The organism is Citrobacter sp. Cb023 (assembly GCF_030336805.1).
Classification (GTDB): Bacteria; Pseudomonadota; Gammaproteobacteria; order Enterobacterales; family Enterobacteriaceae; genus Citrobacter; species Citrobacter braakii.
This window is the reverse complement of sequence record NZ_JAOWCV010000033.1, coordinates 204,304-230,900: the sequence shown is the minus strand read 5'-3', so window position 1 is coordinate 230,900 and position 26,597 is coordinate 204,304. Positions and strand designations below refer to the sequence as shown.

The window sequence follows — 26,597 nt, the reverse complement described above, 5'->3', positions numbered from 1 at the left end:
AATAATCATGAATACTTTACGCATTGGCCTGGTTTCCATTTCTGACCGTGCTTCCAGCGGCGTTTACCAGGATAAAGGTATCCCGGCCCTTGAAGAGTGGCTGGCGTCTGCCCTTACCACCCCTTTTGAGCTGCAAACGCGGTTGATCCCGGATGAACAGGCGATCATCGAACAGACCTTATGCGAGCTGGTTGACGAAATGAGTTGTCATCTGGTGCTGACTACCGGCGGAACGGGTCCGGCCCGTCGTGACGTTACGCCTGATGCGACGCTTGCCGTAGCCGACCGTCAGATGCCGGGCTTTGGTGAGCAGATGCGCCAGATAAGCCTGCACTTTGTGCCAACGGCGATTCTTTCCCGTCAGGTTGGCGTGATTCGCAAGCAGGCGTTGATCCTGAATCTGCCTGGACAGCCAAAATCGATCAAAGAGACGCTGGAAGGCGTGAAAGATGCCGACGATAAGGTTATCGTGCCGGGTATTTTTGCAAGTGTACCGTATTGTATACAGCTATTAGATGGGCCGTATGTGGAAACCACACCGACTGTTGTAGCATCTTTTCGTCCTAAAAGCGCAATACGCGATACAAATGCCTGAAAGTAGCCCGATCGTGACATAAGTGCCAATGACAGTGGAGTATTGAATTGTTTACGATATAGTAATTTTTGCTTTACATATATCGACGAACAGATTCAATTACTTCACTGACTCATGGTTTGCTATGTCACAACACACTCGACCGCTGAATCGCCAGGATTATAAAACCCTTACGCTTGCTGCCCTTGGTGGTGCGCTTGAGTTTTATGATTTTATTATCTTTGTCTTCTTTGCCGCTGTTGTTGGCGAGCTCTTCTTCCCCGCAGACATCCCTGAATGGCTACGTCAGGTGCAAACCTTCGGCATTTTTGCCGCCGGCTATCTGGCGCGTCCGCTGGGGGGCATCATCATGGCGCACTTTGGCGATCTGGTCGGGCGCAAGAAAATGTTCACCCTGAGCATTTTGCTGATGGCAATACCGACGCTGGCGATTGGTCTGTTGCCTACCTACGCCTCAATGGGGATCCTTGCGCCGCTGCTGTTACTGCTGATGCGTATTTTGCAAGGCGCTGCCATCGGCGGAGAAGTTCCGGGCGCGTGGGTGTTTGTGGCGGAGCATGTACCGGAGCGTCGCATCGGCATTGCCTGCGGAACGCTGACTGCCGGCCTGACGGTGGGAATTCTGCTGGGGTCGGTGGTTGCGACGCTGGTGAACACCAGCCTGACGCAGCAGGCGGTGCATGATTACGGCTGGCGTATTCCTTTCCTGCTGGGGGGCGTGTTTGGGCTGGTGGCGATGTACCTGCGTCGCTGGCTGCAGGAGACGCCCATATTTCTCGAAATGCAGCAGCGTAAAGCGTTGGCGCAAGAGCTACCGGTGAAGTCAGTGGTGAGCAAACATAAAAAAGCGGTGGTTATTTCAATGCTGCTGACCTGGCTGCTTTCAGCCGGGATTGTGGTGGTGATCCTGATGTCACCAGTCTGGTTGCAGAAGCAGTATGGCTTTGCGCCGGCGCTAACGTTGCAAGCCAACAGTGTCGCTACCATTATGCTGTGCGTCGGTTGTCTGCTGGCCGGGTTTATTGTCGATCGGGTCGGCGCCAGCAAAACCTTTATTGTCGGCAGCCTGCTGCTGGCCTGTTCAAGCTGGTTTTTCTATCACCTGACCGGCAGCCATCCCCAGCATTTGTTCCTGTTATACGGGCTGGTGGGGTTATGCGTTGGCGTGGTGGGGGCTGTGCCTTATGTGATGGTGCGCGCGTTTCCGGCGGAAGTCCGCTTTACCGGAATATCCTTTTCTTACAACGTGTCGTACGCCATTTTTGGTGGTCTGACGCCAATCGCCGTCACGATGTTAATGAGCGTGTCGCCAATGGCTCCGGCCTGGTATGTGCTGGCGTTATCGCTGGTAGGGCTAGGTTTGGGGATTTGGCTGCGACAGGATCTTTATCATCGCGATTCGAGCGTACAGGCAGAGTTACAGCGCTTGTAAGGAATATCCCCCCGTCAGGGGGGATAGCATCAGATTAGTGCGCTTCACCAATCGGCAGGATGGTACGGCCAAACTGTTCGTTCAGCACTTCACCCATCGCCAGGTAAATGGCGCTTGCGCCACACACTAAGCCTACCCAGCCAGCAACGTGAATGATCGCTTCGTTACCCGCAATGTTGCCAACGGCCAGCAGGGCGAACAGCACTGTCAGGCTCAGGAACACGAACTGCAGCATGCGCGCGGCTTTCAGCGTACCGAAGAACATGAACAGAGTGAACACACCCCACAGACCGAGGTAAGCGCCCAGGAACTGACCATTGGTTGCATCCGCCAGGCCCATTTTCGGCATCAGCAGGATCGCAACCAGCGTCAGCCAGAACGAACCGTAGGAGGTAAAGGCGGTTAAACCGAAGGTGTTGCCTTTTTTATATTCCAGCAGTCCGGCAAAAATTTGCGCGATACCGCCGTAGAAAATGCCCATCGCCAGAATAATAACGTCCAGAGCGAAGAAACCCGCGTTGTGCAGGTTAAGCAGAATGGTGGTCATGCCAAAGCCCATCAGGCCCAGCGGTGCCGGATTAGCCAACTTAGTGTTGCCCATAATTCCTCAAAATCATCATTGATTGAATGGTGAAATAGTTTCCCCGAATAACGATCGCTGTCTTCGGGGCGCGGCATGATAATCAGGGGAGAGGGCACTGTCTATGATCTAACGAAGGGAAAATGAATTATTTTCCCTGTGATGGCCATCACGCTTGCCAGTTACGGCGGTGCTGCTCAGCAGAAGGCCCATAAGCAGGCTGGCGGGAAGGGTTAACACAGATTTCATGGAGTTTCTCTTTGACGGCTGCAAAAGTGTGTGACTTCAGACCATATTACCGTCGTCATAAAAACGATTCATGCTCGTAATCTTTTCTTTTTATTGCAATTTTTATGTGAATAACTTTCCAGGTTTAATTGTCTGTATGAATTAATTCTGGTTGGCGACTATTCATTTTTCTCTCTTTTTGCCTTTTTTCTGCGAATTTATTGCCCCAAGGCTAAAAAAATTTTTCATGCCCCCCTTGATGACGTGGGTTACGACCCCATCTTGTAGACAACCGCAGTGGTGAGTCTGAAAAAAAACGATTCAGGGTAGTTGAAACCGCACGTTTCGCCCTTATTACAGATTCACAACCACATGATGACCGAATTTTTAGTGGAGACGTTTAGATGGGTAAAATTATTGGTATCGACCTGGGTACTACCAACTCTTGTGTAGCGATTATGGATGGCACTACTGCACGTGTGCTGGAGAACGCCGAGGGCGATCGCACCACGCCTTCTATCATTGCTTATACCCAGGATGGTGAAACTCTGGTTGGTCAGCCGGCTAAACGTCAGGCAGTGACAAACCCGCAAAACACCCTGTTTGCGATTAAACGCCTGATTGGCCGCCGCTTCCAGGACGAAGAAGTGCAGCGTGATGAAGCCATCATGCCGTACAAAATCATCGGTGCTGACAACGGTGATGCATGGATTGACGTAAAAGGTCAGAAAATGGCACCGCCGCAGATTTCTGCTGAAGTGCTGAAAAAAATGAAGAAAACGGCTGAAGATTACCTGGGTGAACCGGTAACTGAAGCAGTTATCACCGTACCTGCATATTTTAACGATGCTCAGCGTCAGGCAACCAAAGACGCCGGCCGTATCGCAGGTCTGGAAGTAAAACGTATCATCAACGAACCAACCGCAGCTGCACTGGCTTACGGTCTGGATAAAGAAGTCGGCAACCGTACTATCGCGGTTTATGACCTGGGTGGTGGTACTTTCGATATCTCTATTATCGAAATCGACGAAGTTGACGGTGAAAAAACCTTCGAAGTTCTGGCAACCAACGGTGATACCCACCTGGGTGGTGAAGACTTCGATAGCCGTATGATCAACTACCTGGTTGACGAATTTAAGAAAGATCAGGGTATCGACCTGCGTAACGACCCGCTGGCGATGCAGCGTCTGAAAGAAGCCGCTGAGAAAGCGAAGATCGAACTGTCTTCCGCTCAGCAGACCGACGTGAACCTGCCGTACATCACTGCAGACGCGACTGGTCCGAAACACATGAACATCAAGGTGACCCGTGCGAAACTGGAAAGCCTGGTTGAAGACCTGGTTAACCGTTCTATCGAGCCGCTGAAAGTTGCTCTGCAGGATGCTGGTCTGTCTGTTTCCGACGTTCAGGACGTTATCCTGGTCGGTGGTCAGACTCGTATGCCGATGGTACAGAAGAAAGTTGCTGAGTTCTTCGGTAAAGAGCCGCGTAAAGACGTTAACCCGGACGAAGCTGTGGCAATCGGTGCTGCCGTTCAGGGTGGTGTATTGACCGGTGATGTGAAAGACGTGCTGCTGCTGGACGTTACCCCGCTGTCTCTGGGTATCGAAACCATGGGCGGCGTGATGACTGCACTGATCGCGAAAAACACCACTATCCCGACCAAGCACAGCCAGGTGTTCTCTACTGCTGAAGACAACCAGTCTGCGGTAACCATCCATGTGCTGCAGGGTGAACGTAAACGTGCCGCTGATAACAAAGATCTGGGTCAATTTAACCTGGATGGCATCAGCCCGGCTCCGCGCGGTATGCCGCAGATCGAAGTTACTTTTGACATCGATGCCGACGGTATCCTGCACGTTTCCGCGAAAGACAAAAATAGCGGTAAAGAGCAGAAGATCACCATCAAGGCTTCTTCTGGTCTGAACGAAGAAGAAATTCAGAAAATGGTTCGTGAAGCAGAAGCGAACGCAGAATCTGACCGTAAGTTTGAAGAGCTGGTTCAGACCCGTAACCAGGGTGACCATCTGCTGCACAGCACTCGCAAGCAGGTTGAAGAAGCAGGCGACAAACTGCCGGCTGATGACAAAACTGCCATCGAGTCTGCACTGACTGCGCTGGAAACTTCTCTGAAAGGCGAAGACAAAGCGGATATCGAAGCGAAAATGCAAGCGCTGGCACAGGTTTCCCAGAAACTGATGGAAATCGCTCAGCAGCAGCACGCACAGCAGCAGGCTGGCGCAGCAGGTGCTGATGCTTCTGCAAACAACGCGAAAGATGACGACGTTGTCGACGCTGAGTTTGAAGAAGTGAAAGACAAAAAATAATCGCCCTTTGAACGGGTAATTACTGGCACGGGCGAAGAGGTTTCCTCTCCGCCCGTGCACGCATGTTAGGGGCAGATAAAAAGAGATGGCTAAGCAAGACTATTACGAGATTTTAGGCGTTTCCAAATCAGCGGAAGAGCGTGAAATCAAAAAGGCCTACAAGCGCCTGGCCATGAAATATCACCCGGACCGCAACCAGGGTGATAAAGAGGCCGAAGCCAAGTTTAAAGAGATCAAAGAAGCGTACGAGATCCTCACCGATGCGCAAAAACGTGCGGCTTATGATCAGTACGGCCATGCAGCGTTTGAGCAAGGTGGTATGGGCGGCGGCGGCGGTTTTGGCGGCGGGGCCGACTTCAGCGATATCTTTGGTGACGTGTTTGGCGATATCTTTGGCGGCGGTCGCGGTCGTCAGCGCGCCTCACGTGGTGCTGATTTACGTTACAACATGGATCTCACTCTGGAAGAAGCCGTGCGTGGCGTCACCAAAGAGATCCGTATTCCGACGCTGGAAGAGTGTGATGTTTGCCACGGCAGTGGTGCGAAGGCGGGCACGCAACCCCAGACCTGTCCAACCTGTCACGGTTCTGGTCAGGTGCAGATGCGTCAGGGCTTTTTTGCCGTACAGCAGACCTGTCCACACTGTCAGGGCCGCGGTACGTTGATTAAAGACCCGTGCAACAAATGCCATGGTCATGGTCGCGTTGAGAAGAGCAAAACGCTGTCCGTTAAGATCCCGGCAGGGGTTGATACTGGCGACCGTATTCGTTTAGCGGGTGAAGGTGAAGCCGGTGAACATGGCGCGCCAGCAGGCGATTTGTACGTTCAGGTGCAGGTAAAACAGCACCCAATTTTCGAACGTGAAGGCAATAACCTGTACTGCGAAGTGCCGATTAACTTTGCGATGGCAGCGCTGGGCGGCGAGATTGAAGTGCCGACGCTGGATGGTCGCGTGAAGTTAAAAATCCCGGGCGAAACGCAGACCGGCAAACTGTTCCGCATGCGTGGTAAAGGCGTTAAGTCAGTACGCGGCGGCGCACAGGGCGATCTGCTGTGCCGTGTGGTGGTTGAAACCCCGGTAGGCCTCAACGACAAGCAGAAGCAGTTGCTGAAAGATCTGCAGGACAGCTTTGGCGGCCCGACCGGCGAGCAAAACAGTCCGCGCTCTAAAAGCTTCTTCGACGGTGTGAAGAAATTTTTTGACGATTTGACGCGCTAATTTACAGCTGTCTTATTAATTAAAAGGCCTTGGATTGAAGAATCCTGGGCTTTTTATTTTTGTATCGAATACAAAAATAATGAGTTAGATATCAAGAATAAATCTTCAGGAAAAATGATGAGAAATGATTTTTTAAAATAAAGATTTTCTTCTATTTTTTGCTCAGTTAATAGAAGAAAAGGTGAGTGAAATGCTTGTGCGCGAAAATGATTTTGACTTCAATTTAATTAAGATATTTAATGCCGTTGTGGAATCCGGCAACGCTTCTCGAGCTTCCGAGAGATTATCCATAACACCAGCTGCAGTTTCTCAGGCGTTAAGTCGATTACAGAATATTTATTCATTTAAACTCTTTGGACGAACCCGAAAAGGGTTGACGCCTACGAAAAAAGGATTGGAACTCCATAAGGCCTATAGCCATGTTGTGAATGTAATCAACGCTACATATTCACTTTCAAAGATTAACTACGATCCTCCAGCAATAACTTTATTAGGGAGTGATATTGTAGAAAATTATTATCTCCATCATTTTATTAGGAATGATGAGTTAATTGAAAAGTATGAAATAAATCATTATGCAGTAAATAAAAATAGCGAAGATACTTTGGCTGAAATGTTACTTTCTGGAGTGGGTGATATTTTAATTAATCTTTCACCACCAAAAAACTTTGATATTGAAGTTCATCTTATTGACGTTTTTAGGCAATATGTTTGTATTTGTGGCAACGACAATCCACTATCAATCTTAGAACAAATCACACTACACCATTTTTATACTTTTTCACATGCGGTATATCAATCTGATATGTTCTCTCCTGAAGTAATGGTTTATACCAATAGCGTTGATCATAGAACAGAACGTAAAATAGGTTATCGCAGCGATTCTATGTTAGGGGTAGTCAATATAGTAGAAACAACAAATATGATCTGCATTGTACCTCTTGAGTTGGCTTCATTTTTTAAATATACCAGAGGGTATAATATTAAAATATTATCACTGCCTGATGAAATATTTTTTAAAACAATCCCTGTTTATGCTTCTTTATATAAAAAAAGCAAATATTATGTTGTGCTTAGAGAGTGGATAGTGATACTGCAATCTAAATATTCATCTATAAATGATCGGGATAATTTATGTCAGTGATAATAAGTTCAGAACCTGCCTTAAAATATATTATAGAGCTAGAGACTATTCTTGCGATTATTATCGTGAGTGCTTGGGGGGGAGTCGTTAGCTATCTCATGAGAGAAGCCCGGGGACGAAAGAAAAAAAATATAGCAGGATGTTTAAAACAAGTCATTATTTCATGTTTTACAGGTTTTTTACTCTCTGGCATTGCTCTTGATAAAGGTGCTGGTATAAATATGATACTCATATTGTCAGGGCTGGGAGGGGTTTTTGCTGGGCCCGTACTGAAAATGTTGAAAGATAAACTGGCACAGGTTTTTTGCTAAGTGAGCTGTATTGCCCGTCCATGGGCATTACCATACTTAAAGCAAGTAAAATCTTAGTGTGATATATAGAATTATTGTAATAAATAAAATCATTGCATAATAATACAGAAACGGTTTCTGCAGGAAATGATGTTTGCTATTTAAGCATTTTATTTCTATGTTTTCATTAATTTGTACTCCTTGACGTGGAATTGTAATGAACAAATTGTCAATGCCAAAAATTCTCAGGTCTTTTCTGACCAGATAGAGTAGTTGAGTCAGATTAGCATCACTTATAAATGTACTCCTGTCCTCCCATAATGCTTCCGCAATATGATTTTTCCTTATCACCAGTTCTTGCGCATGAGTTAGGATGAAATTTAAACATTTAGAACGCATATGAGTAAGTTTTATAGTTCGCTTCCCATCTTTACTTTTTAATTCATGGCTGGCGTTATCATACATACAACTATTTTTAATAATGTAAATGGTCATTTATATACCATGGTTAGTTTAATGTGTTCAGAAATATTAAATACAAATTTTCTGTTATTCAATAAATATGCATACCTGTTGCATGTAAAAACGATACGTGTCACATAAGTTATGATATTTTTAGTTTGTATTAATTTTAAATTAAATGGGAGTTATTTATTTAATTGGCCATTAGGGGGGGAGGGAGGCATTATTGAGTTTTTTGACATAGGCTGAATGGCAATTTATAGACTTTTATTTGGGGATATATGGCATAGCATATTAATAGATGGTTTTATAGTCACATAAATTTTTTGTTTCTTCATAAAGATGTTTTTTTAGATTATTTTATTACTAGTTATTTGTACGAATACTACGGTTCTGTTTATCTTACCAGCTATCGGGATTATATAGCCGATTGGAAACGAAAACTTTTAGCTAAAGGATAGAGATATGCAAATTAATAAATTACAAATTAGTCAACCAGAACCTCGTACGCCAGTTAACCAGAAAATTGATGTTGATAACGCAACGGTGCTTTCGCATAATGCAATCTATCAAACACTCCTCTCTGCAGTGATGGAAACTAATGATTATGATAATGCCATAGTTACGTTAGATCCTTATAGTACGGCACCTTTAAGCCTGTATCTGGGTATTTGGGGGAAATTGAATGAAGATATCAAAATTAATGTGCAGGATAGCAAGGGGATAACGGTAGCTGTATCCTGGACTTACAGCATGCAGACCGGTGCAAACCTGATTCCAGTTTCGGGTCTGGTTGCCGGGGAGGATAACGTCGTTACCTTAATCTCAGGTGCGCAGATTGTTGGGCAATACACGGTTACCCCATCAGCATTGCCGCCATCGGATTCTGCTGATATCAGTCTTGGCTTCCCTGTCATCACTGTGACAAAGTCAGTTGACGATTCCTCATTAGTTGCAGATGGCCTTTATTTTTCAACATATTTTGATCGCTATAATCTTGCCTTTGATCAAAATGGCATCGTTCGTTGGTATGTCTCTCAGGCAATTCCTTCCTATAATTTTGTCCGAACAGACAGCGGGCATTTCCTGGCTACGTCACAAGGAATTAATCACTGCCTGGATATGTACGAATTTGACGTAATGGGCAGAGTATATGCAGTCTATCTCCTTGATAATGAGTTTCATCACTCCATTCTGCCATTAGAGAACAATCTGGCTATTGCCCCCTCGGAATATACTAATGGACGTCCAGATGATTACTCAACAGGTAAAGATGGTGTTTCCATTATCGATCTCACTTCAGGGCTTGAGGTTGCTTATTATGACATGTTAAAAGTGATGGACTATTCTCGTTCGCCACGTCCATCAGGAAGTGCACCGGGTCAATCTGCTACGATGGATGACTGGCTGCATATCAACCAGAGCTATATTAATACAACCAATAATGTGCTGGTTTCATCAGGGCGTCACCAAAGTGCCATCTTCGGTGTTGATGTCGACTCGGGCCAACTGCGTTTTATTATGGCTGATCATGAAGACTGGGCCTCCGACTTTGAGGAATACTTGCTGACACCAGTCGATGAGTCAGGTAATCCGCTGTTTGATTTTTCTACTCAAGATGGAATTGATTTAGCGAACAGTAATTTCTGGACATGGGGGCAGCATAATATCGTAGAGATTCCAAATGCTGAGATCGGTATTCTGGAGTTTTTAGTTTTTGACAATGGAAATTATCGTTCTCGAGACGATGCCAGGAGCTTGTTGCCAAAGGATAACTTTAGCCGGGTAGTGCAGTTTAGAATAGATCTAAACACGATGACGGTAACACGCTCGTATGAATATGGGAAAGATGAAGTTGGTAGCAGGGGCTACAGCAGCTTCGTAAGTGCCAAGCATTTATTGAGCAATGGTAATCTGGTCATCCATTTTGGTGCAAGTACCATGGATGAAAATGGTCGTCCTCTATCTGCCCAACCGGGATACAGTGATATTGTGGATCCGCAAGATGGAAGTCAGGCGCTGGGGATGTTGGTATTACAAGAGATCAATAAGCAGACGAAACAGCTTCTTTTTGAGGCGACGGTAACGTCAGGTTATTATAAAAATGCTGAAGTAAATGGTGATGATTATCGTTATGATATTTCTGCTTTCAGAGTTTATAAACTGCCATTATTTTGATAAGTAAAAATGAATGCGGCCATGATTGTGGCCGCATTATGTATTAAATGATCTTACTAAAAAATCATTTGCTAATATCGTCAACACGCATTGTGTGATCAGGAACAATGTTCTTCACATGCTCCATGTAATCGATTATTGCCTGAGCGGTTTGTAATCCCTTAATGTATTTAACATTTTTACTATTGGTGAAACTAAATCCACCACCGCCTTTCCCGATAAAAGAATCCAGAGCAATAGTATAAAATTGACTGTCTTCTACCGGTTTTCCTTTAATATTAAACGAAACAATACGCTGCCCCAACGGTTTTGTGCTGTCGTATTTAAACTGTACTGTTTTTGACGCGTGTAGCGTCCCATTTTTCAAATCTGCGGCATGAGACATAATTGACCTGAGATCTTTACCGCTGATCTCCACACTCATTACATCATTGGTGAATGGATACATGCTCAATACATCACCATATGTAATGTTGCCTTTGGGTAATTCGGAACGAATACCGCCAGCATTATAGAATGAGGCATCGGCGTAAGGTACCTTATACATCAAAGCATCAGTAATTAAATTACCTGTAGTAGCAGATTCACCATAAGAACGGGTCAAAATTTCAGGTGAGTAGGCGACGACTCTGTCGGTAATTTTCTTAACTTTATTGTTCCACTCATCGATTTTTGCCTGTGTTTGCGGATCAGGCTTATAGGTATCTGCGTACATCGTGATTAGCTTACCATTGTAGCTATCCACTTTTTTGGTTTCAGGGTTCCAGTCGAGGACTAACTTGCCTAACTCAATCGTGTAGGCATTAGTTGAAACCACCAACGTATCGCCGACTTTAATGGGTTCTGGAGTACCTTTATGGGCATGGCCGGTGATCAGTACGTTCAACCCGTAGCCTTCAAGCGTTTTAGCCATTTCAACGTCAGCTTTCAGCGCACGGGCAACGTCTTCATCACCACCGCTGGATTGACGACCCGGTACACCTTCATGCGCGAGCAGTACTGTCAGGTCAACTTTCCCTTTCAATTCTTCCAGTTGTTTCTTCACATACGGTACGGGATCCTGGCAGTCAACACCTTCACGGACGCCTGCGGCAATTGCTTCATAAAATGCCGAAACGCCGTGCATCCCAATAACACCAATTTTCAAACCATTTTTTTCGACGATGGTATAAGGTGTTTTAATTAATGGTTTATCACTATTGCTGTAAAACACGTTGTTGAGCAGTACCGGAAATTTAAGTTTACTCAGTTGTGTGACTAGATTTTCATGTCCATGGTCAAACTCATGATTTCCTACCGAAACGGCATCATAGGGCATGGTATTCAAAATATCGATAATGGCTTCACCTTTGGTTAAGGTGCTGATATAAGGACCAGTAAAATAGTCACCTGCATCAAAGAAAAAAACATCTTTATCTTTTTCTTTGGCATCCTTAACTATTTTAGAGATAGGAGCAAATCCTCCTACCTCACGTGTCTTCGACACAGAAGGAATAATCCCTGGTGTAACGTGAGCATGCAAATCATTTGTGTAGTAAATGGTAATGTCTCTGGCATCTGCAGTAAAGGTTATAGCAGATGATAAACCAATACATAAAGACAAGAGGGACAGCGAGAATTTATTCTTCACATTCATATTCATATTCCATTTATTCGATATATTGACAATTACACCTCACCGCATCTGATATATCGGATGCAGAGTTTCAAACTGGGTTATTTCTTTTTTATTTATTTTGATAGTAATCAGAACTCGAAGCCAATCATATAATTCATACGGTCACCATAATCTTTATAACCTAATTTATTATTAAAGTAACGATAGGATACCGATGCAGTCCAGCTAGGTATAAATTTCCATGTGAAAGTCACTGCGCCATTCAGACCAGTATGTCCACCTTGTTGCTCTGCATAGGCATCATTACGATCCATTTCAATTTCATTCCAGTTGGAAACAGCAAATTTTTCGTTAAACATTTCAAAATTATATGCCGCAACCCAACCAAGTACATATCCGTTAAGGCCAGTAGCCTGACCGTATTTTTTTGACGTATAGTCGTTGGATAAATTGTGTATAGCCACATAGGGTTTAATGAACCATGATTTTTCTACCAGACCAAGGTAGCCGACCCCATACATCATATTCAATTCATCACCAAACGTGTTCTCCATCGACATATAGAGTTTGGTCATCAACGTAAAATCAGAACCTTCTATCGGACGATAATGTCCGAGAAACTGAGTAACGTGGTTCCGTCCTTCGACTGGATGGTTGAGAACGTTCATTTCGTAAAATGAAGCAAATTCACCTCTGTCGAAAACGGCGCCAAAATCAGCCACCGCTTTCCACACTTCACCACGATCGACGTTTACGAAACCTTTATTCCAGTCACCATACCCGAGACTAATTTTCCCATATACGCGTTTTAGTTCAGCTGAATGACCATTAAAACAGGCTAAGATAAGGCATGCACCAAGTAGACTATTAATGTATTTTTTGTTCATGCTCAGCTCCGTGAGGTAAAGAAAATAATAAAGTGTAATGCTTTTGAAAAAAAGGAAGTCTATTGGTTGATGTTTTGTTTGTGAGTGATAGGTGTCGCAAAAATACCAGTGTTCGAATATTAATTTGAGAAAGTGTCGGGAGGTGTTGTTTTTTTTATGCTAACTTTATGTTTTTTGAATATAAGGCGTGTTACCGGAGTAACGCGAATATTTTTTATCGATGCTTTTGATATTCTTTTTGTATGACTTATTCGCTATTAGCAACTTAGTGCCGAGAAAACAACATATGCTGACATTAACGAGATATAGAGAGGGTGAGGGAGGTGTTTGGGATCTTCGTCACTTGTTATTGTGCAGTTTTTTAATAGAATTTTCTGGTAAGTTTATATAAATGAAAATGATACTTTAATTATTAATATAGCGTCTGCGAATGTATTTGTTTCTTTATTTTTTTTTCAATCACTCTTTATTGCATGTTGATGTAATAGTGAGTACCAGAAATCAACCGAAAATATTAAGCCTTTTGGCAAGTTTATTGCGTAATTGGTGATGTGATAATTCAAAGGAGTTGAAATGAAAAGAACTGTTGTTGCCAGTATGATCGGACTGGCCTTATGTGCCGGAAGCGTATCGTCAACCGCGCAGGCTGCTACGGATAAACGTCCTAACTTAGTCATCATTCTTGCTGACGATTTAGGCTATGGCGATCTCGCGACTTATGGCCATCAAATCGTCAAAACCCCTAATATCGACAAGCTGGCGCAGGAAGGGGTGAAATTTACCGACTACTATGCACCTGCGCCGCTGTGTTCTCCTTCTCGTGCTGGTTTATTAACGGGGCGTATGCCGTTTCGTACCGGGATACGCTCATGGATCCCTGAAGGGAAAGACGTCGCATTAGGGCGCAATGAATTGACGATTGCCAATCTGCTGAAAGAGCAGGGCTACGACACGGCGATAATGGGCAAGTTACACCTGAATGCCGGAGGAGATCGCACCGATCAGCCGCAAGCGAACGATATGGGATTCGATTACACCCTGGTGAATGCTGCCGGGTTCGTAACGGACTCAACTTTAGATACCGCAACAGAGCGCCCGCGTCATGGCATGGTACATCCAACCGGTTTTGTGCGTAACGGCAAGCCGATTGGCAGAGCGGAGACCTTCAGTGGAGAATTAGTAAGCTCTGAAGTCGTGAAGTGGTTGGACAATAAGAAAGATGATAAGCCGTTTTTCTTATACGTCGCCTTCACAGAAGTTCATAGCCCACTGGCATCGCCGAAAAAGTATCTCGATATGTATTCACAAAACATGAGCGACTACCAGAAACAGCATCCGGATCTGTTCTACGGAGATTGGGCTGATAAACCGTGGCGCGGCACGGGAGAATATTACGCCAATATCAGCTATATGGATGCGCAGGTCGGTAAAGTAATGGATAAGATTAAGGCAATGGGTGAAGAAGATAACACCATTGTCATTTTTACCAGCGATAACGGACCGGTCACACGCGAGGCTCGTAAAGTGTATGAACTGAACCTGGCGGGCGAAACGGATGGGCTTCGCGGTCGTAAAGACAATTTGTGGGAAGGCGGCATCCGTGTTCCGGCAATCATCAAGTATGGTAAACATATTCCGCAGGGGATGGTAACGGATACGCCGGTTTATGGTCTCGACTGGATGCCGACGCTGGCAAATATGATGGATTTTAAACTGCCAACAGATCGTACCTACGATGGGCAGTCTTTGGTGCCATTACTGGAACAGAAAACGTTAGCGCGTCAGAAGCCACTCATTTTTGGTATTGATATGCCATTCCAGGATGATCCAACGGATGAGTGGGCTATTCGCGATGGTGACTGGAAAATGATCATCAATCGCGAAAATAAACCTAAATACCTCTACAACCTGAAAAAAGATCGTTTTGAAACCCTTAATCAGATTGGCAAGCAGCCTGATATCGAAAAACAGCTGTACGGTAAGTTCCTGAAGTACAAAAAGGATATTGATAACGATTCCTTAATGAAAGCCCGAGGTGAAAAACCGGCGCCAGTAACCTGGGGTTAATCGGATAACAACAAAAAAATAGAGTATGCCACTTAGGGCTATGCCCGCCTGGTTCAGTATTTTTATGCTGAGCCGGGTTCTTTTATTTATGGACCTCCGTGATGCAAAGGAAAAGTTGTCAGGTAATGGTTAAGCCGACAGGATCAGTATGCAATCTGGACTGCAAATACTGTTTTTACCTGGAAAAAGAGAAGCTCTATCCAGACAGAAAAGCAAATTTCAAAATGTCAGATGAAATGCTTGAATTATTCATCAAGCAACACATTGCCGCACAGGATGTGGATGACGTCATTTTTGCATGGCAAGGTGGAGAACCGACTCTGATGGGGCGCGCGTTTTATCAGCGGGCGATTGAACTTCAGCAGCGTTACGCTGAGGGCAGAACCATAGTAAATACCTTTCAGACTAATGGCGTTTTGATCGACGAAGAATGGGCTGAGTTTTTCAAGAAGAATGATTTTCTGGTGGGGATTTCTGTTGACGGTGACGCTGCGCTACATGATGAATGGCGTGTTACTCGTTCGGGTAAACCAACACATGAGAAAGTGGAGCAGGCCATTAAACGCCTGGTACGTCACGGCGTTGAGTTTAATACGCTGACGGTGGTTAACCACACTAATATGTCTCATCCACTGCAGGTTTACCAATATCTGAAAAGCATTGGTAGCCAGTATATGCAGTTTATTCCATTAGTGGAGAGGCGTAGTGACAGCAGCGATGCCGAGTTGGCTGCACCCTGTGATAAACAAACGAAAATGATGCCGTGGTCCGTTGACTCACTTGAATTCGGCCATTTTCTCAATGCTATTTTTGATATCTGGATCCGTGAGGATATTGGTAATATTGGCATACAGATATTTGAGCAGACGCTGGCTGCCTGGTGCGGATTACCTCCGCATGTGTGCGTGTTTTCTCCAACGTGCGGCAGTGCATTCGCAATGGAAATGAATGGTGATGTTTATAACTGCGATCACTTTGTCTATCCGCAGTACAAACTAGGAAATATTCAGCATACAACGGTGCGTGCGATGAACAATAGTGAGCAAAATCGGCAATTCGGCAATGATAAAAGCCGTACCATGGCGCAAGAATGTTACTCCTGTCAGTGGCGGTTTGCTTGCAATGGGGGATGTCCTAAACACCGATTTCTCCCCTCAGTCTCAGGAGTATCGAATCAGAACTTTTTATGTGCTGGTTATCAGTTGTTTTTTTCCCATACTGCACTAGCGATGGGGGCGATGAAAACGCTCTATGAAAATAATATTTCGCCAGCAGAGATAAAAACAATATTTGTGTGATAGTAATATTCGCAGGGAGTGAATATGTTTTCTCGAATCAATGTTGATGCCTGTAAAACACCTACTTGTAAAAATATGGGTATATTAAATAGTCCGGATTATTTAACCCAAGGGAAGGAGATTCTGTGTAGAGAATGTGGATTTTTGTTCCCCATCATTTCTGAGTACTCGCTCAATCTCTTCCGTCAGTCGGCAAACCAGGCCTGGAAGGGATTGATTAAAGCTTGTCCTGGCTGCGGTAGTTCATCACTGAAAAAATATGGATTTTCCGCTCAAAGAGAGGCGCGACTTTACTGCCTTGAGTGCCACAAAACGTTTGTTTTCCCGGGAGAACATAAGGCAGATATCCGTCAGGAAAACCTTGCCAGACTTATCCAGGAAGGCGCTTCGTTGTCTGATATTAGAGCGACACTTTCATTAGACAGCACGGGTCTAAACCGTGCGCTACAAAAATTATCCCGCAAGGTAAATGAGGCTGAACGAGAGTTCGTTTTTCCTGCGTTTGATCTGGCGATGAGTACGTGCGCTTTTCGGGTTAAATTTAATGGCGGCGACAACAGTTTGTATGCTCTGGTTACGGCAGAAGAGAGCAGTGGCAGGGTTATCGCTGTGACAACTAATTATACCACGCAGCCAGTCGAAAACGAATATCAGTACATTTCTGAATACGAGGAACGTCTGCCGCCTGGGACGTTAGCGCATCTTGTCCAACGCAAAGAACTCATGACGATGCGGCGAAATACCCTATTTGATATCGACTATGGTCCCGCCACGCTTTACAAAAACGATCCCGGGATGTTGGTAAAACCGGTTCTTCCCGCGTACCGGCATTTTGAGCTGGTCAAAGAGCTTACGGATGAGCACTCCCTCAATGTTCAGCACGACATCGATCATGAGTGTTTTATATTAGGAGGATGTATGATGGCTAATCTGCAATCTGTGCGGCAAGGTCGTTGTCATATATCATTTGTAAGAGAAATGGGGGTTTCACCTCCGGATAAAGACTTTCCTTATCGAGTGTTCTTTAGTGGCGGAATACGCAATAATGTCTGGCGAGCCTTCTCAACACGCGGTTACTCTAAAGCCGTATGTAACCTCACAGGAAATAAAAAAACGAGTATGCTACGCTACGCTACCTTAACGGGCAGCACTAAATTTATTCAGTTTTTGCATACGCATCCGTTTTTCTTTCAGCTTAGTCGCCTGTCTCCTGCCAATGTTACGGTCGTACTGAATTATTTAAAATTTGAATATAATAAAAATATAATGCGATAACGGAATATTTTTATTGATATTAATTGATGTTTTTTGATTGCCTAATTGATATATCCCCAGTGTATTTATTTTGTTGTTCCGCTGTGGAACGATGAAATGAATACATTGGACACGCATAATGAAAAAGATTATTTCCCCCGATATTAAGTTGCCTACACCTCGTCCCGCTGTTAATCAGGAGATTGACAGCAATAATGAGATGGTTCTCAGTCATACAGCTGTTTATCAAGATTGTCTGGCTCGGATCACTGATGAGAATACGTTGGAAAATGCGGTCATTGTTCTAAACCCTTATGGTACAGCCCCTTTAAGTGCATATGCCGGTGTTTGGAGTGCTGAAGAATGTACTGTAACGCTGAAAATTCAGGATCTGGCGCAAAGCGCGATACAAGTCGTGCAAGATTTTACGTTGAATGTGGGGGCGAATCTGCTGCCTGTACTTGGCCTAGTGGCAGATGTCGATAACCAACTGGCTATTTTGGTTGATGAAGTCGTTATCGCCACTTATACGATAGCAACCCAACCTTTACCTGCAACGGATTCTGCAGATGTGCAGTTAGGGTTTCCTGTTATCAATGTGACTCAACCAGTGACTGACGCCGACCTGATTGCGCCGGGCTGCTATTTCATTACGCATTTCGACCGCTATAACTATGCTCTGGATCAGGATGGTGTGGTGCGTTGGTACGTGACACAGGACTTCCCGTCATTCAATTTGGTGCGCATTGATAACGGTCATTTCTTGGCTACATCAGAAGCTAAAAACACCTACCTTGAGATGTATGAGTTCGACATGATGGGACGGCTGTATACTTTTTATATTCTGGATAACCAATTCCACCACTCAATTTGGCAATGGGACAGTAATACCATCGTCGCGCCTTCCGAATATACCTCGGGCAGACCAGATTCACTGAAGACTAATGAAGATGGCGTCTCAGTTGTGGATTTATCTACCGGGCTGGAAATTGCCTATTACGACATGGCCGCTATTCTTGATACCTCACGTACAGCGAGACCAACGGGGACGGCACCTGGTGAAGATCCGACCGCTCAGGACTGGCTGCATATCAACCAAAGCTATGTTAATGAAACGAATAGTTTGCTGATCGCTTCAGGGCGTCATCAGAGCGCTGTTTTTGGCATCAGCCTCGAGACTGAATCGCTGCAGTTTATTATGTCCACGCATGAAGATTGGAGCGAGGAGTATAAGCCTTACCTTCTGACTCCGGTCGACAGTGATGGTGTCCCTCTTTATGACTTCAGCAATCAGGATGATGTGGATGCGGCAAACCGTGATTTTTGGTCGTGGGGACAACACAATGTGACTGAAGTGGCTAATGACGAACCAGGAATGGTCGAATTTATGGTATTCGACAATGGTAACTATCGCTCTCGTGTTGATAGTAAAAGCCTGCTTCCACCAGATAATTACAGCCGGGTTGTACACTTTATCGTTGATTTGAACGCAATGACGGTAATGCGCCCTTTTGAATACGGTAAGGAGTTGGGAGCTCGCGGTTATAGTAGTTGTGTAAGCGCCAAAGAGGTGTTGCAGAATGGCAACATCGTTGTGCATTTCGGCGATTGCACATTTGACGAAAATGGCCGAGCTATCTCTTGCCAGCCGGGGGATAGCGACATTATTGATCCGCAGGAAGGAAATGAAGCATTGGGGAATTTGCTTCTGCAAGAAATTGAACCGGTAACCAAGTCGGTGCTTTTTGAGGCGACAATGACCTCTGGTTACTATAAAAACGAGGAAGTGAATGGCGTAGGCTATCGCTATGACATCACCAGTTTCCGCGTTTATAAAATGGGACTGTATGCCTGATTAGGTCTCAGTGTTTTGCGCTCTATGCCCGACATCTGTTCGGGCTTTTTTGTTCGTAAAAACCGATCTATTCATCATGAATAATCTAATTTTAACGAGCTTTCTGAAGGTGTAAGATAGTATTTACGAAGTATTCACCCAATAGAGAGAATAAAAGTGAAACATCTGCATCGTTTTTTTAGTAGTGACGCCTCGGGGGGCATCATTCTGATCATCGCTGCCGTGGTTGCTATGCTGATGGCAAATATCGGGGTTACCAGTGGATGGTACCACGCCTTTCTGGAAACGCCCGTTCAACTGCGGGTTGGCGCGCTTGAGATCAACAAAAATATGCTGCTGTGGATCAATGACGCGTTGATGGCGGTGTTCTTCCTGTTGATCGGTTTGGAAGTGAAGCGTGAGTTAATGCAAGGTTCGCTGGCCAGTCTGCGCCAGGCTGCGTTTCCGATCATTGCCGCTATCGGGGGCATGATTGTCCCGGCGCTGCTGTATCTGGCATTCAACTATGCTGACCCTATCACCCGTGAGGGTTGGGCGATCCCGGCGGCAACGGATATCGCTTTTGCATTAGGCGTGCTGGCGCTGTTGGGCAGCCGTGTCCCACTGGCGTTGAAAATCTTCCTGATGGCGCTGGCGATAATCGATGACCTCGGCGCTATTGTGATCATCGCGTTGTTCTACACCAGCGATCTCTCGCTGCTGTCGCTGGGCGTTGCCGCGTGCGCGATCCTTATCCTGGCAGCATTGAATCTGTGCGGTGTAAGACGTACCGGTATTTATATTCTGGTTGGCGTAGTGCTGTGGACGGCCGTACTGAAGTCTGGCGTGCATGCAACTCTGGCGGGCGTGATCGTCGGTTTCTTCATCCCGTTGAAGGAAAAACACGGACGTTCGCCGGCGAAGCGTCTGGAGCATGTTCTGCACCCGTGGGTGGCATACCTGATCCTACCGTTGTTTGCCTTCGCTAACGCGGGCGTCTCACTGCAGGGCGTCACCATTGATGGACTGACTTCGGTGTTACCGCTGGGGATCATTGCTGGCCTGTTAATCGGGAAACCACTGGGTATCAGCCTCTTTTGCTGGCTGGCGTTACGCTTCAGGATGGCGCAATTGCCGGAGGGAACGAATTTCCAGCAAATTATGGCGGTCGGTATTCTGTGCGGCATTGGCTTTACGATGTCGATTTTCATCGCCAGCCTGGCGTTTGGGACCGTCGATCCTGAGCTGATTAACTGGGCGAAACTAGGGATCCTGATCGGTTCTTTGCTGTCGGCGGTAATAGGTTACTGCTGGTTACGCACCCGGTTGAACGCAGCAGCCTGACGGGATAACCCTTTCGTGACAATTTTCAGGGAGAGTGTATGTCTCATATAAACTACAACCACCTGTACTACTTTTGGCATGTATATAAAGAAGGATCGGTGGTTGGTGCAGCAGAGGCGCTTTATCTGACACCGCAGACCATTACCGGGCAGATTAAAGCGCTTGAGGAACGCTTACAGGGAAAGTTGTTCAAGCGGAAGGGGCGTGGACTGGAGCCCAGCGAATTAGGCGAATTGGTTTTTCGTTATGCGGATAAGATGTTCACGTTAAGCCAGGAAATGCTGGATATCGTGAACTATCGCAAAGAGTCGAATTTACTGTTCGATGTCGGCGTGGCGGATGCGTTGTCCAAACAGCTGGTTAGCAGCGTGCTAAATGCTGCAGTCGTTGAAGATGAACAAATCCATCTGCGTTGTTTTGAATCAACGCACGAGATGCTGCTGGATCAGCTCAGCCAGCATAAACTGGATATGATTATCTCCGACTGCCCGATCGATTCTACGCAGCAGGAAGGGTTGTTCTCAGTGCGGATTGGCGAATGCAGCGTGAGCTTTTGGTGCACCCAGCCATTGCCTGAGAAACCATTTCCGGCCTGCCTCGAAGAGCGTCGCTTGCTGATCCCTGGGCGCCGTTCGATGCTCGGGCGTAAGCTGCTGAACTGGATTAACTCCCAAGGGCTGAACGTTGAAATCCTTGGCGAGTTTGATGATGCCGCGCTGATGAAAGCGTTTGGCGCAACGCATAACGCTATTTTTGTTGCGCCTACGCTTTATTCCCACAATTTCTATGCCGATGATTCAATTGTTGAAATTGGACGCGTAGAGAATGTGATGGAGGAGTATCACGCCATATTTGCGGAAAGAATGATCCAGCATCCAGCGGTGCAGCGTATTTGCAATACTGATTACTCGGCACTATTTATTTCTGCGGGTAAATAATCAAGGCGCACTCGTCATACTTCATATTGTGGGGGGGTTACTCGGCCAGTCGGTACACTGCATCCTGCCACCTTGTGGCAGGGTCACTGGTGAGTGCTGAGCAAAGTGGATGCACCGACGCAAAAGATGTAGCAAATCAAACAGAAAGAGATTTTCTGAGACCCCTCCAGCTCGCTTCTTACCCTATCTCATAACCTGTTTTATACAGAAAATGAGATCTCATCAAATCGATATCTCATGGTTTCAAAGCGTTTGTGATTAGCACCCCTCGCATAATGGGAGCATTACATAGGTGTCCCACCGGACGGATGGGACAAACTATTTCTTCTATGACTCATTAACGAGGTAAGCATTATGACTAACAGCAAACTGGTACAAAATGATTCGCTCAGTACAAAAGAGTACGAGCAGAACGGATTTGTGGCGGCCACGGAAACCAATGAGTTTAGCTATACATCGGCGCGTGTTGCGAAGGTAGCCTATAACGAGTACAAGCCCAACGAGTTTAAAGTGTCCGGTTACTGGACTGACTGGTCGCAATATGACGGCCGTCTCGATGGTGATTTCGCGCCTTCCAGCTGTGGGCGCGGCGTTGACCTGGCGTTATTAGACCCCTTTGCTTACGATAAAATTACGCTGGGTTTCTGCGGGATTGTCGGCGATACCGGCGAGAAAGCGACGACCATCAACAATGCCGCAGTCGACTTCCAGCGTACGCAATGGCAACCCACTTTTGTCGATGCTTGGGGAGATGTTGCCTCCTATCGCAACTGCGGCTTTGCGGGCTGGGTAAGCAATGATTACATGGCGCTTTTCCATCAGTACGATGCACAGGGCGTTCTGGGGGGGTTACGCGATGTACAGAAAAAGAACCCGAATCTCCATCTTTCAATGAGTATCGGCGGCTGGACCATGAGCCAGGCGTTCCACTTTATGGCTAAAGATCCACATAAACGCGCGCTATTCTGCGACGGCCTGACCGATCTGTTCACCCGATTCCCGATGTTTAGCGAAATCGATCTGGATTGGGAATATCCGGGGGCACCGGGAAATACCGGTAATACCTACGATGATACTGACGCACCAAATTTTGCTGCCTTGATTAAGGATGTGAAAGCCGCGCTGAATAAAATCAATCGCAGTGATGTGAAAATTAGCGTTGCCGCGGCTGGTGACATCGAGAAACTGAAAAAAGCCAATATTCCAGCGCTCATTGATGCGGGGGTCTGGGGCATTAATTTAATGACCTACGACTTCTTTGGTACGCCGTGGGCTACCGAGCTGGCGCATCATACCAATCTCTACCCGAATGGCAGCGCGAATAACTGGAGCGTAGAGACCGCCGTTAATTATCTGGAGTCGATTGGGGTGCCGCTTAAACAGGTCTTTATCGGTTATGCCGGTTATAGCCGTAATGCTCATGATGCGACGATCCAGAGCGTATCTCCGCTGAAAGGAACTTACACGCCAGGATACGGCACGACGGTCGGAACATTTGAATCCGGCTCAACGGAATGGTACGACCATATCGCAAATTATCTTGATCTGGAAAACCAGACCGGTCGCAATAATTTTATTGTTTACACCGATGAAGTGGCGGATGCGGATTTCCTGTATAACCCACAGTCTAAAGTCTTTATGTCGCTGGATACCCCGCGCACCGTGAAGGCCAAAGCCGAGTACGTAAAATCCCGCGGCCTGGGTGGCCTGTTTACCTGGACGGCGGATTTGGATCGCGGTCCGCTGGTGAATGCGGCTCGCGAAGGGCTGGGCTGCGAAATGACGCGGCAAACTGTTGATATGAGACCGTTCTATTTTAAAGGTATTACGAAGTAAGCGCTCATGTCCCCCTGTAAAGGGGGACATTTTCGGCTGTCTCAATCGTGTAAAAAACATAGATAAGTAAATAAATATTGTGTATCAGGTGAATTATTATTTTGGATTGAATAAGTAAATTTATATTACATTTTATGACATTGCCTTCTTATTTTTAGATTTTTTTATGGTTTTTTACATCAGGTTTGACAATTCTCTCAGTTAGATGATTATTTTTGGTACTAAAATAACGCATCTCAATAGTTAATGGATTTTCAAATGGTTACATCATTCATGATTGGAAATGATTTATTGTTTGATACAAGTGAAATGGTTCTTCATCATCTTAAGGATGGGGAAAGTATTCATTTATCCGGCGTGAAAGGTCGCTGTTTGAAGTGTCTCATCTCACATACCCAACAAGATATAACGACAAAAAAGCAAATTTGCGATGAGGTATGGGGACAATTTGGTTTATTCGCCAGCGATAGTACGTTATTGCAGACGATTTATGCCTTGCGGCGGGATTTGCGGGATATAGAGATGACGGATTTAATCGTTACCCATCCCCGACTGGGCTACCAGATCAATCCGGCCTATAGCGTTACACCGGTTGCTGAATTAGGCGCTGAAAAAAATGAACCTGCTGCCACTGAGGTATTTTCCTGTCCTTCTGACACTGATATTCTCAGTGCCCATTATGAAATTCAGAAAAAAACCGAAGGCAAAAAAACAGACGTTGCCGTTAATCTCTCCCTGCATAAGGCGAGGGTTATTTTAGCGTTCCTGACATTTGTATTGACTACAGTATTAGTACTCCTGACAGTGTTTTTCTACAGGGAAGAGTTACGTCTTCATAATGGCGGAAAAAACCTGTATTTAAATCCTGAAACGGGAAAAGATAGTCATGGACAAAAAGGATTTATCCTGTGCCAGTGCAATAAGTACGATACAAGCGAAAATTGCAAAAATCATGAATATATATGTAAAAAAGTGACTTCATGATATTTTTCGTTACGTAATGCAACTTAAGTTTATTATGCGTTTGGTGGATAAGGCGAGAGCGTCATCTTGCCACCGAAAAGCTCGGTTAACCGTCGTTCGGCAAGATGATGCGTCCAGTGATGAGCCGGTTAGATGAAATAATGCCTCAGGTGGTTCATCACGGAATTTCCAGCAGGTCTGATTAATAGAGCTGGCAGCCAGAGAGCCATCCAGAACAAGCTCGAGTTTTGTCACCGCATCGGTGATGTAGAGATCATAATGAAGCCCATTCCGATAATTAACCAGATAACGAGTTCCGCGGAGAGTTTATGCTTTCTGATACTGGCTTTATCTGTGGAGCGAAGGACCTGAGAGACATTCAGGAGGTATTGAGTGCCGAAAAGAGGAAAGAGATTCGGGTTCAGCCCAGGTTGTATCGCATAGCGACAGGTTGATGTATGAAAAAGCCCCATCAAAAATGATGGGGCTTATTATGCTACGCTTACGCGGGTTTTTTCACAAAGCAACAACAAGCAGGCGATTAAGCCAGTTTGTTGATCTGTGCAGTCAGGTTTGCTTTATGACGTGCAGCTTTGTTTTTGTGGATCAGACCTTTAGCAGCCTGACGGTCCACGATCGGTTGCATTTCGTTAAATGCTTTCAGTGCAGTAGCTTTGTCGCCAGCTTCGATAGCTGCGTATACTTTCTTGATGAAAGTACGCATCATAGAGCGACGGCTAGCGTTGTGCTTGCGGGCCTTTTCAGACTGAACGGCGCGCTTCTTAGCTGATTTGATATTAGCCAAGGTCCAACTCCCAAATGTGTTCTATATGGACAATTCAAAGGCCGAGGAATATGCCCTTTTAGCCTTCTTTTGTCAATGGATTTGTGCAAATAAGCGCCGTTTAAATTGCAGCACTCGTTGCGTAGTGATGGCGCAGGATTCTACCAGCTTGCGGGGCGTGAATACAGCCTTTCCACGAGAAAAATTGCATTGGTGTGCCCGTGAAGGGCGTCAATTTGTTTCATAACGATGAAAACCATCCTCTTTCTGTTTCGTAGAAACAATCGCCGGTTAACGTTGAACGCGGTACAGGGTATACTTTCACGATTTTCACTGTTTTGAGCCAGACATGAAGCTGATACGAGGCATACATAATCTCAGTCAGGCCCCGCATGGGTGTGTGCTGACTATTGGTAATTTCGACGGCGTGCACCGTGGCCATCGTGCGTTGCTGCAGGGCTTACGGGAAGAAGGGCGCAAACGCAATTTACCGGTGATGGTGATGATTTTCGAGCCGCAGCCGTTGGAGCTGTTTGCGACGGACAAGTCACCTGCGCGCCTCACCCGCCTGCGGGAAAAACTGCGTTATCTGGCGGAGTGCGGCGTTGATTACGTGCTGTGCGTGCGTTTTGACAGGCGCTTCGCGGCATTAACGGCGCAGACCTTTATCAGCGATCTGCTGGTGAAGCGCCTTGGTGTACAATTTCTTGCCGTTGGTGATGATTTCCGCTTTGGCGCTAGCCGTGCGGGCGATTTCTTGTTATTACAGGAAGCGGGCGCTGAGTATGGTTTTGATATCACCAGCACCCAAACCTTCTGTGAAGGCGGTGTGCGCATCAGCAGCACCGCGGTACGTCAGGCGCTGGCGGAAGATAACCTGCAACTGGCTGAAAGCCTGCTTGGGCATCCTTTTACTATCTCAGGACGCGTAGTTCACGGTGACGAGTTAGGGCGCACTATCGGTTTTCCGACGGCAAACTTACCGCTTCGTCGCCAGGTTTCTCCGGTGAAAGGGGTTTATGCGGTTGAAGTAATGGGGCTGGGTGACAAACCTTTCCCCGGCGTCGCCAACATCGGCACACGCCCGACGGTAGCAGGCGTACGCCAACAGTTGGAAGTGCATCTATTGGACGTTGTAATGGACCTGTATGGTCGCCATATAGATGTAGTACTGCGTAAAAAAATACGCAGCGAACAGCGATTTGCCTCGCTGGATGAACTAAAAGCGCAGATTGCGCGTGATGAGTTGACTGCCCGTGAATTTTTTGGGCTAACAAAACCGGCTTAATGCCTATACGAGTTTTAAATACGGAACCGAG

At 45.9% G+C, this 26,597-nt stretch carries 20 protein-coding genes and 2 pseudogenes; 17 read left to right on the top strand and 5 right to left on the bottom strand.

Annotated features, from left to right (window positions below; translation table 11 throughout):
• Window positions 1-7 precede the first annotated feature (7 nt).
• Together mog and OGW44_RS09525 are read left to right on the top strand one after the other, a co-directional pair.
• Window positions 8-595: a molybdopterin adenylyltransferase gene (mog, locus tag OGW44_RS09530; protein WP_019078329.1), complete on the top strand. Its 588-nt coding sequence runs from the start codon at window positions 8-10 to the stop codon at window positions 593-595.
• Between the two features lie 124 nt (window positions 596-719).
• Window positions 720-2,027, top strand: coding sequence for an MFS transporter (locus OGW44_RS09525; protein ID WP_016151633.1), 1,308 nt, complete (start codon window positions 720-722; stop codon window positions 2,025-2,027).
• Window positions 2,028-2,061: 34 nt separating this feature from the next.
• Here the strand turns inward: OGW44_RS09525 and satP are convergent, their stop codons facing one another.
• A complete protein-coding gene (satP, locus tag OGW44_RS09520) occupies window positions 2,062-2,628 on the bottom strand; it encodes an acetate uptake transporter (RefSeq protein ID WP_003018969.1) in 567 nt (188 codons plus the stop codon).
• 611 nt (window positions 2,629-3,239) lie between these two features.
• On the opposite strand from satP, the gene dnaK reads away from it, so the two are divergent.
• From dnaK to OGW44_RS09495, 5 genes are all read left to right on the top strand, one after another.
• The gene (gene dnaK / locus OGW44_RS09515) at window positions 3,240-5,162 is read left to right on the top strand and encodes a molecular chaperone DnaK (protein WP_016151634.1); all 1,923 of its coding nucleotides are present in this window, start codon (window positions 3,240-3,242) and stop codon (window positions 5,160-5,162) included.
• A gap of 85 nt (window positions 5,163-5,247) precedes the next feature.
• A complete protein-coding gene (gene dnaJ / locus OGW44_RS09510; RefSeq protein ID WP_008786151.1) occupies window positions 5,248-6,381 on the top strand; it encodes a molecular chaperone DnaJ in 1,134 nt (377 codons plus the stop codon).
• 190 nt (window positions 6,382-6,571) lie between these two features.
• Complete coding sequence (locus OGW44_RS09505; protein WP_185654752.1) at window positions 6,572-7,525, top strand: LysR family transcriptional regulator; 954 nt, start codon at window positions 6,572-6,574, stop codon at window positions 7,523-7,525.
• Entirely contained in the window at window positions 7,516-7,836 is a 321-nt protein-coding gene (locus tag OGW44_RS09500; RefSeq protein WP_185654751.1) for a phage holin family protein, read from the top strand. Before OGW44_RS09505 ends, OGW44_RS09500 begins: the two co-directional genes overlap by 10 nt.
• 906 nt (window positions 7,837-8,742) lie before the next feature.
• Window positions 8,743-10,455, top strand: a complete 1,713-nt coding sequence (locus OGW44_RS09495) for an aryl-sulfate sulfotransferase (protein ID WP_149382274.1) — start codon at window positions 8,743-8,745, stop codon at window positions 10,453-10,455.
• Window positions 10,456-10,519: 64 nt separating this feature from the next.
• On the opposite strand, the gene OGW44_RS09490 is transcribed toward OGW44_RS09495, so the two are convergent.
• On the bottom strand, window positions 10,520-12,091 hold the full coding sequence (locus OGW44_RS09490) for a bifunctional metallophosphatase/5'-nucleotidase (protein ID WP_103928890.1): 1,572 nt from the start codon (window positions 12,089-12,091) through the stop codon (window positions 10,520-10,522).
• A gap of 110 nt (window positions 12,092-12,201) precedes the next feature.
• Window positions 12,202-12,960 (bottom strand): outer membrane protein OmpK, encoded by a 759-nt coding sequence (locus OGW44_RS09485; RefSeq protein WP_047414475.1) that lies wholly within the window; start codon window positions 12,958-12,960, stop codon window positions 12,202-12,204.
• A gap of 573 nt (window positions 12,961-13,533) precedes the next feature.
• Here OGW44_RS09485 and OGW44_RS09480 point away from each other — a divergent pair.
• From OGW44_RS09480 to OGW44_RS09445, 8 genes are all read left to right on the top strand, one after another.
• A complete protein-coding gene (locus tag OGW44_RS09480) occupies window positions 13,534-15,027 on the top strand; it encodes a sulfatase family protein (RefSeq protein ID WP_185654750.1) in 1,494 nt (497 codons plus the stop codon).
• 98 nt (window positions 15,028-15,125) lie between these two features.
• Window positions 15,126-16,325 (top strand): anaerobic sulfatase maturase, encoded by a 1,200-nt coding sequence (locus OGW44_RS09475; protein ID WP_181626537.1) that lies wholly within the window; start codon window positions 15,126-15,128, stop codon window positions 16,323-16,325.
• 24 nt (window positions 16,326-16,349) lie between these two features.
• Window positions 16,350-17,600, top strand: a complete 1,251-nt coding sequence (locus tag OGW44_RS09470) for a transposase-like zinc-binding domain-containing protein (RefSeq protein WP_185654749.1) — start codon at window positions 16,350-16,352, stop codon at window positions 17,598-17,600.
• 118 nt (window positions 17,601-17,718) lie between these two features.
• On the top strand, window positions 17,719-19,434 hold the full coding sequence (locus OGW44_RS09465; protein ID WP_185654748.1) for an aryl-sulfate sulfotransferase: 1,716 nt from the start codon (window positions 17,719-17,721) through the stop codon (window positions 19,432-19,434).
• A gap of 156 nt (window positions 19,435-19,590) precedes the next feature.
• Window positions 19,591-20,757 (top strand): Na+/H+ antiporter NhaA, encoded by a 1,167-nt coding sequence (gene nhaA / locus OGW44_RS09460; protein ID WP_049042495.1) that lies wholly within the window; start codon window positions 19,591-19,593, stop codon window positions 20,755-20,757.
• A gap of 38 nt (window positions 20,758-20,795) precedes the next feature.
• The gene (nhaR, locus tag OGW44_RS09455; protein WP_016155652.1) at window positions 20,796-21,695 is read left to right on the top strand and encodes a transcriptional activator NhaR; all 900 of its coding nucleotides are present in this window, start codon (window positions 20,796-20,798) and stop codon (window positions 21,693-21,695) included.
• Between the two features lie 354 nt (window positions 21,696-22,049).
• The gene (locus tag OGW44_RS09450) at window positions 22,050-23,531 is read left to right on the top strand and encodes a glycoside hydrolase family 18 protein (protein ID WP_019078334.1); all 1,482 of its coding nucleotides are present in this window, start codon (window positions 22,050-22,052) and stop codon (window positions 23,529-23,531) included.
• Between the two features lie 258 nt (window positions 23,532-23,789).
• A complete protein-coding gene (locus tag OGW44_RS09445; RefSeq protein ID WP_016155655.1) occupies window positions 23,790-24,515 on the top strand; it encodes a winged helix-turn-helix domain-containing protein in 726 nt (241 codons plus the stop codon).
• A gap of 110 nt (window positions 24,516-24,625) precedes the next feature.
• Here OGW44_RS09445 and OGW44_RS09440 read toward each other — a convergent pair.
• Window positions 24,626-24,950, bottom strand: a pseudogene (locus OGW44_RS09440) (transposase domain-containing protein); the annotation flags it as partial.
• Between the two features lie 85 nt (window positions 24,951-25,035).
• Window positions 25,036-25,299: a 30S ribosomal protein S20 gene (gene rpsT, locus OGW44_RS09435; protein WP_003018940.1), complete on the bottom strand. Its 264-nt coding sequence runs from the start codon at window positions 25,297-25,299 to the stop codon at window positions 25,036-25,038.
• A gap of 105 nt (window positions 25,300-25,404) precedes the next feature.
• On the opposite strand from rpsT, the pseudogene OGW44_RS09430 reads away from it, so the two are divergent.
• Both OGW44_RS09430 and ribF read left to right on the top strand, forming a co-directional pair.
• Window positions 25,405-25,620, top strand: a pseudogene (locus tag OGW44_RS09430) (DUF2575 domain-containing protein).
• 7 nt (window positions 25,621-25,627) lie between these two features.
• Window positions 25,628-26,566 (top strand): bifunctional riboflavin kinase/FAD synthetase, encoded by a 939-nt coding sequence (ribF, locus tag OGW44_RS09425; RefSeq protein WP_016155656.1) that lies wholly within the window; start codon window positions 25,628-25,630, stop codon window positions 26,564-26,566.
• Window positions 26,567-26,597: the final 31 nt, after the last annotated feature.

What these genes read in the sequence shown, in the direction of transcription:
- mog (WP_019078329.1), top strand. Translation starts at nt 8, where the DNA reads ATGAATACTTTACGCATTGGCCTGGTTTCCATTTCTGACCGTGCTTCC.
- OGW44_RS09525 (WP_016151633.1), top strand. Translation starts at nt 720, where the DNA reads ATGTCACAACACACTCGACCGCTGAATCGCCAGGATTATAAAACCCTT.
- satP (WP_003018969.1), bottom strand. Translation starts at nt 2,628, where the DNA reads ATGGGCAACACTAAGTTGGCTAATCCGGCACCGCTGGGCCTGATGGGC.
- dnaK (WP_016151634.1), top strand. Translation starts at nt 3,240, where the DNA reads ATGGGTAAAATTATTGGTATCGACCTGGGTACTACCAACTCTTGTGTA.
- dnaJ (WP_008786151.1), top strand. Translation starts at nt 5,248, where the DNA reads ATGGCTAAGCAAGACTATTACGAGATTTTAGGCGTTTCCAAATCAGCG.
- OGW44_RS09505 (WP_185654752.1), top strand. Translation starts at nt 6,572, where the DNA reads ATGCTTGTGCGCGAAAATGATTTTGACTTCAATTTAATTAAGATATTT.
- OGW44_RS09500 (WP_185654751.1), top strand. Translation starts at nt 7,516, where the DNA reads ATGTCAGTGATAATAAGTTCAGAACCTGCCTTAAAATATATTATAGAG.
- OGW44_RS09495 (WP_149382274.1), top strand. Translation starts at nt 8,743, where the DNA reads ATGCAAATTAATAAATTACAAATTAGTCAACCAGAACCTCGTACGCCA.
- OGW44_RS09490 (WP_103928890.1), bottom strand. Translation starts at nt 12,091, where the DNA reads ATGAATGTGAAGAATAAATTCTCGCTGTCCCTCTTGTCTTTATGTATT.
- OGW44_RS09485 (WP_047414475.1), bottom strand. Translation starts at nt 12,960, where the DNA reads ATGAACAAAAAATACATTAATAGTCTACTTGGTGCATGCCTTATCTTA.
- OGW44_RS09480 (WP_185654750.1), top strand. Translation starts at nt 13,534, where the DNA reads ATGAAAAGAACTGTTGTTGCCAGTATGATCGGACTGGCCTTATGTGCC.
- OGW44_RS09470 (WP_185654749.1), top strand. Translation starts at nt 16,350, where the DNA reads ATGTTTTCTCGAATCAATGTTGATGCCTGTAAAACACCTACTTGTAAA.
- OGW44_RS09465 (WP_185654748.1), top strand. Translation starts at nt 17,719, where the DNA reads ATGAAAAAGATTATTTCCCCCGATATTAAGTTGCCTACACCTCGTCCC.
- nhaR (WP_016155652.1), top strand. Translation starts at nt 20,796, where the DNA reads ATGTCTCATATAAACTACAACCACCTGTACTACTTTTGGCATGTATAT.
- OGW44_RS09450 (WP_019078334.1), top strand. Translation starts at nt 22,050, where the DNA reads ATGACTAACAGCAAACTGGTACAAAATGATTCGCTCAGTACAAAAGAG.
- OGW44_RS09445 (WP_016155655.1), top strand. Translation starts at nt 23,790, where the DNA reads ATGGTTACATCATTCATGATTGGAAATGATTTATTGTTTGATACAAGT.
- ribF (WP_016155656.1), top strand. Translation starts at nt 25,628, where the DNA reads ATGAAGCTGATACGAGGCATACATAATCTCAGTCAGGCCCCGCATGGG.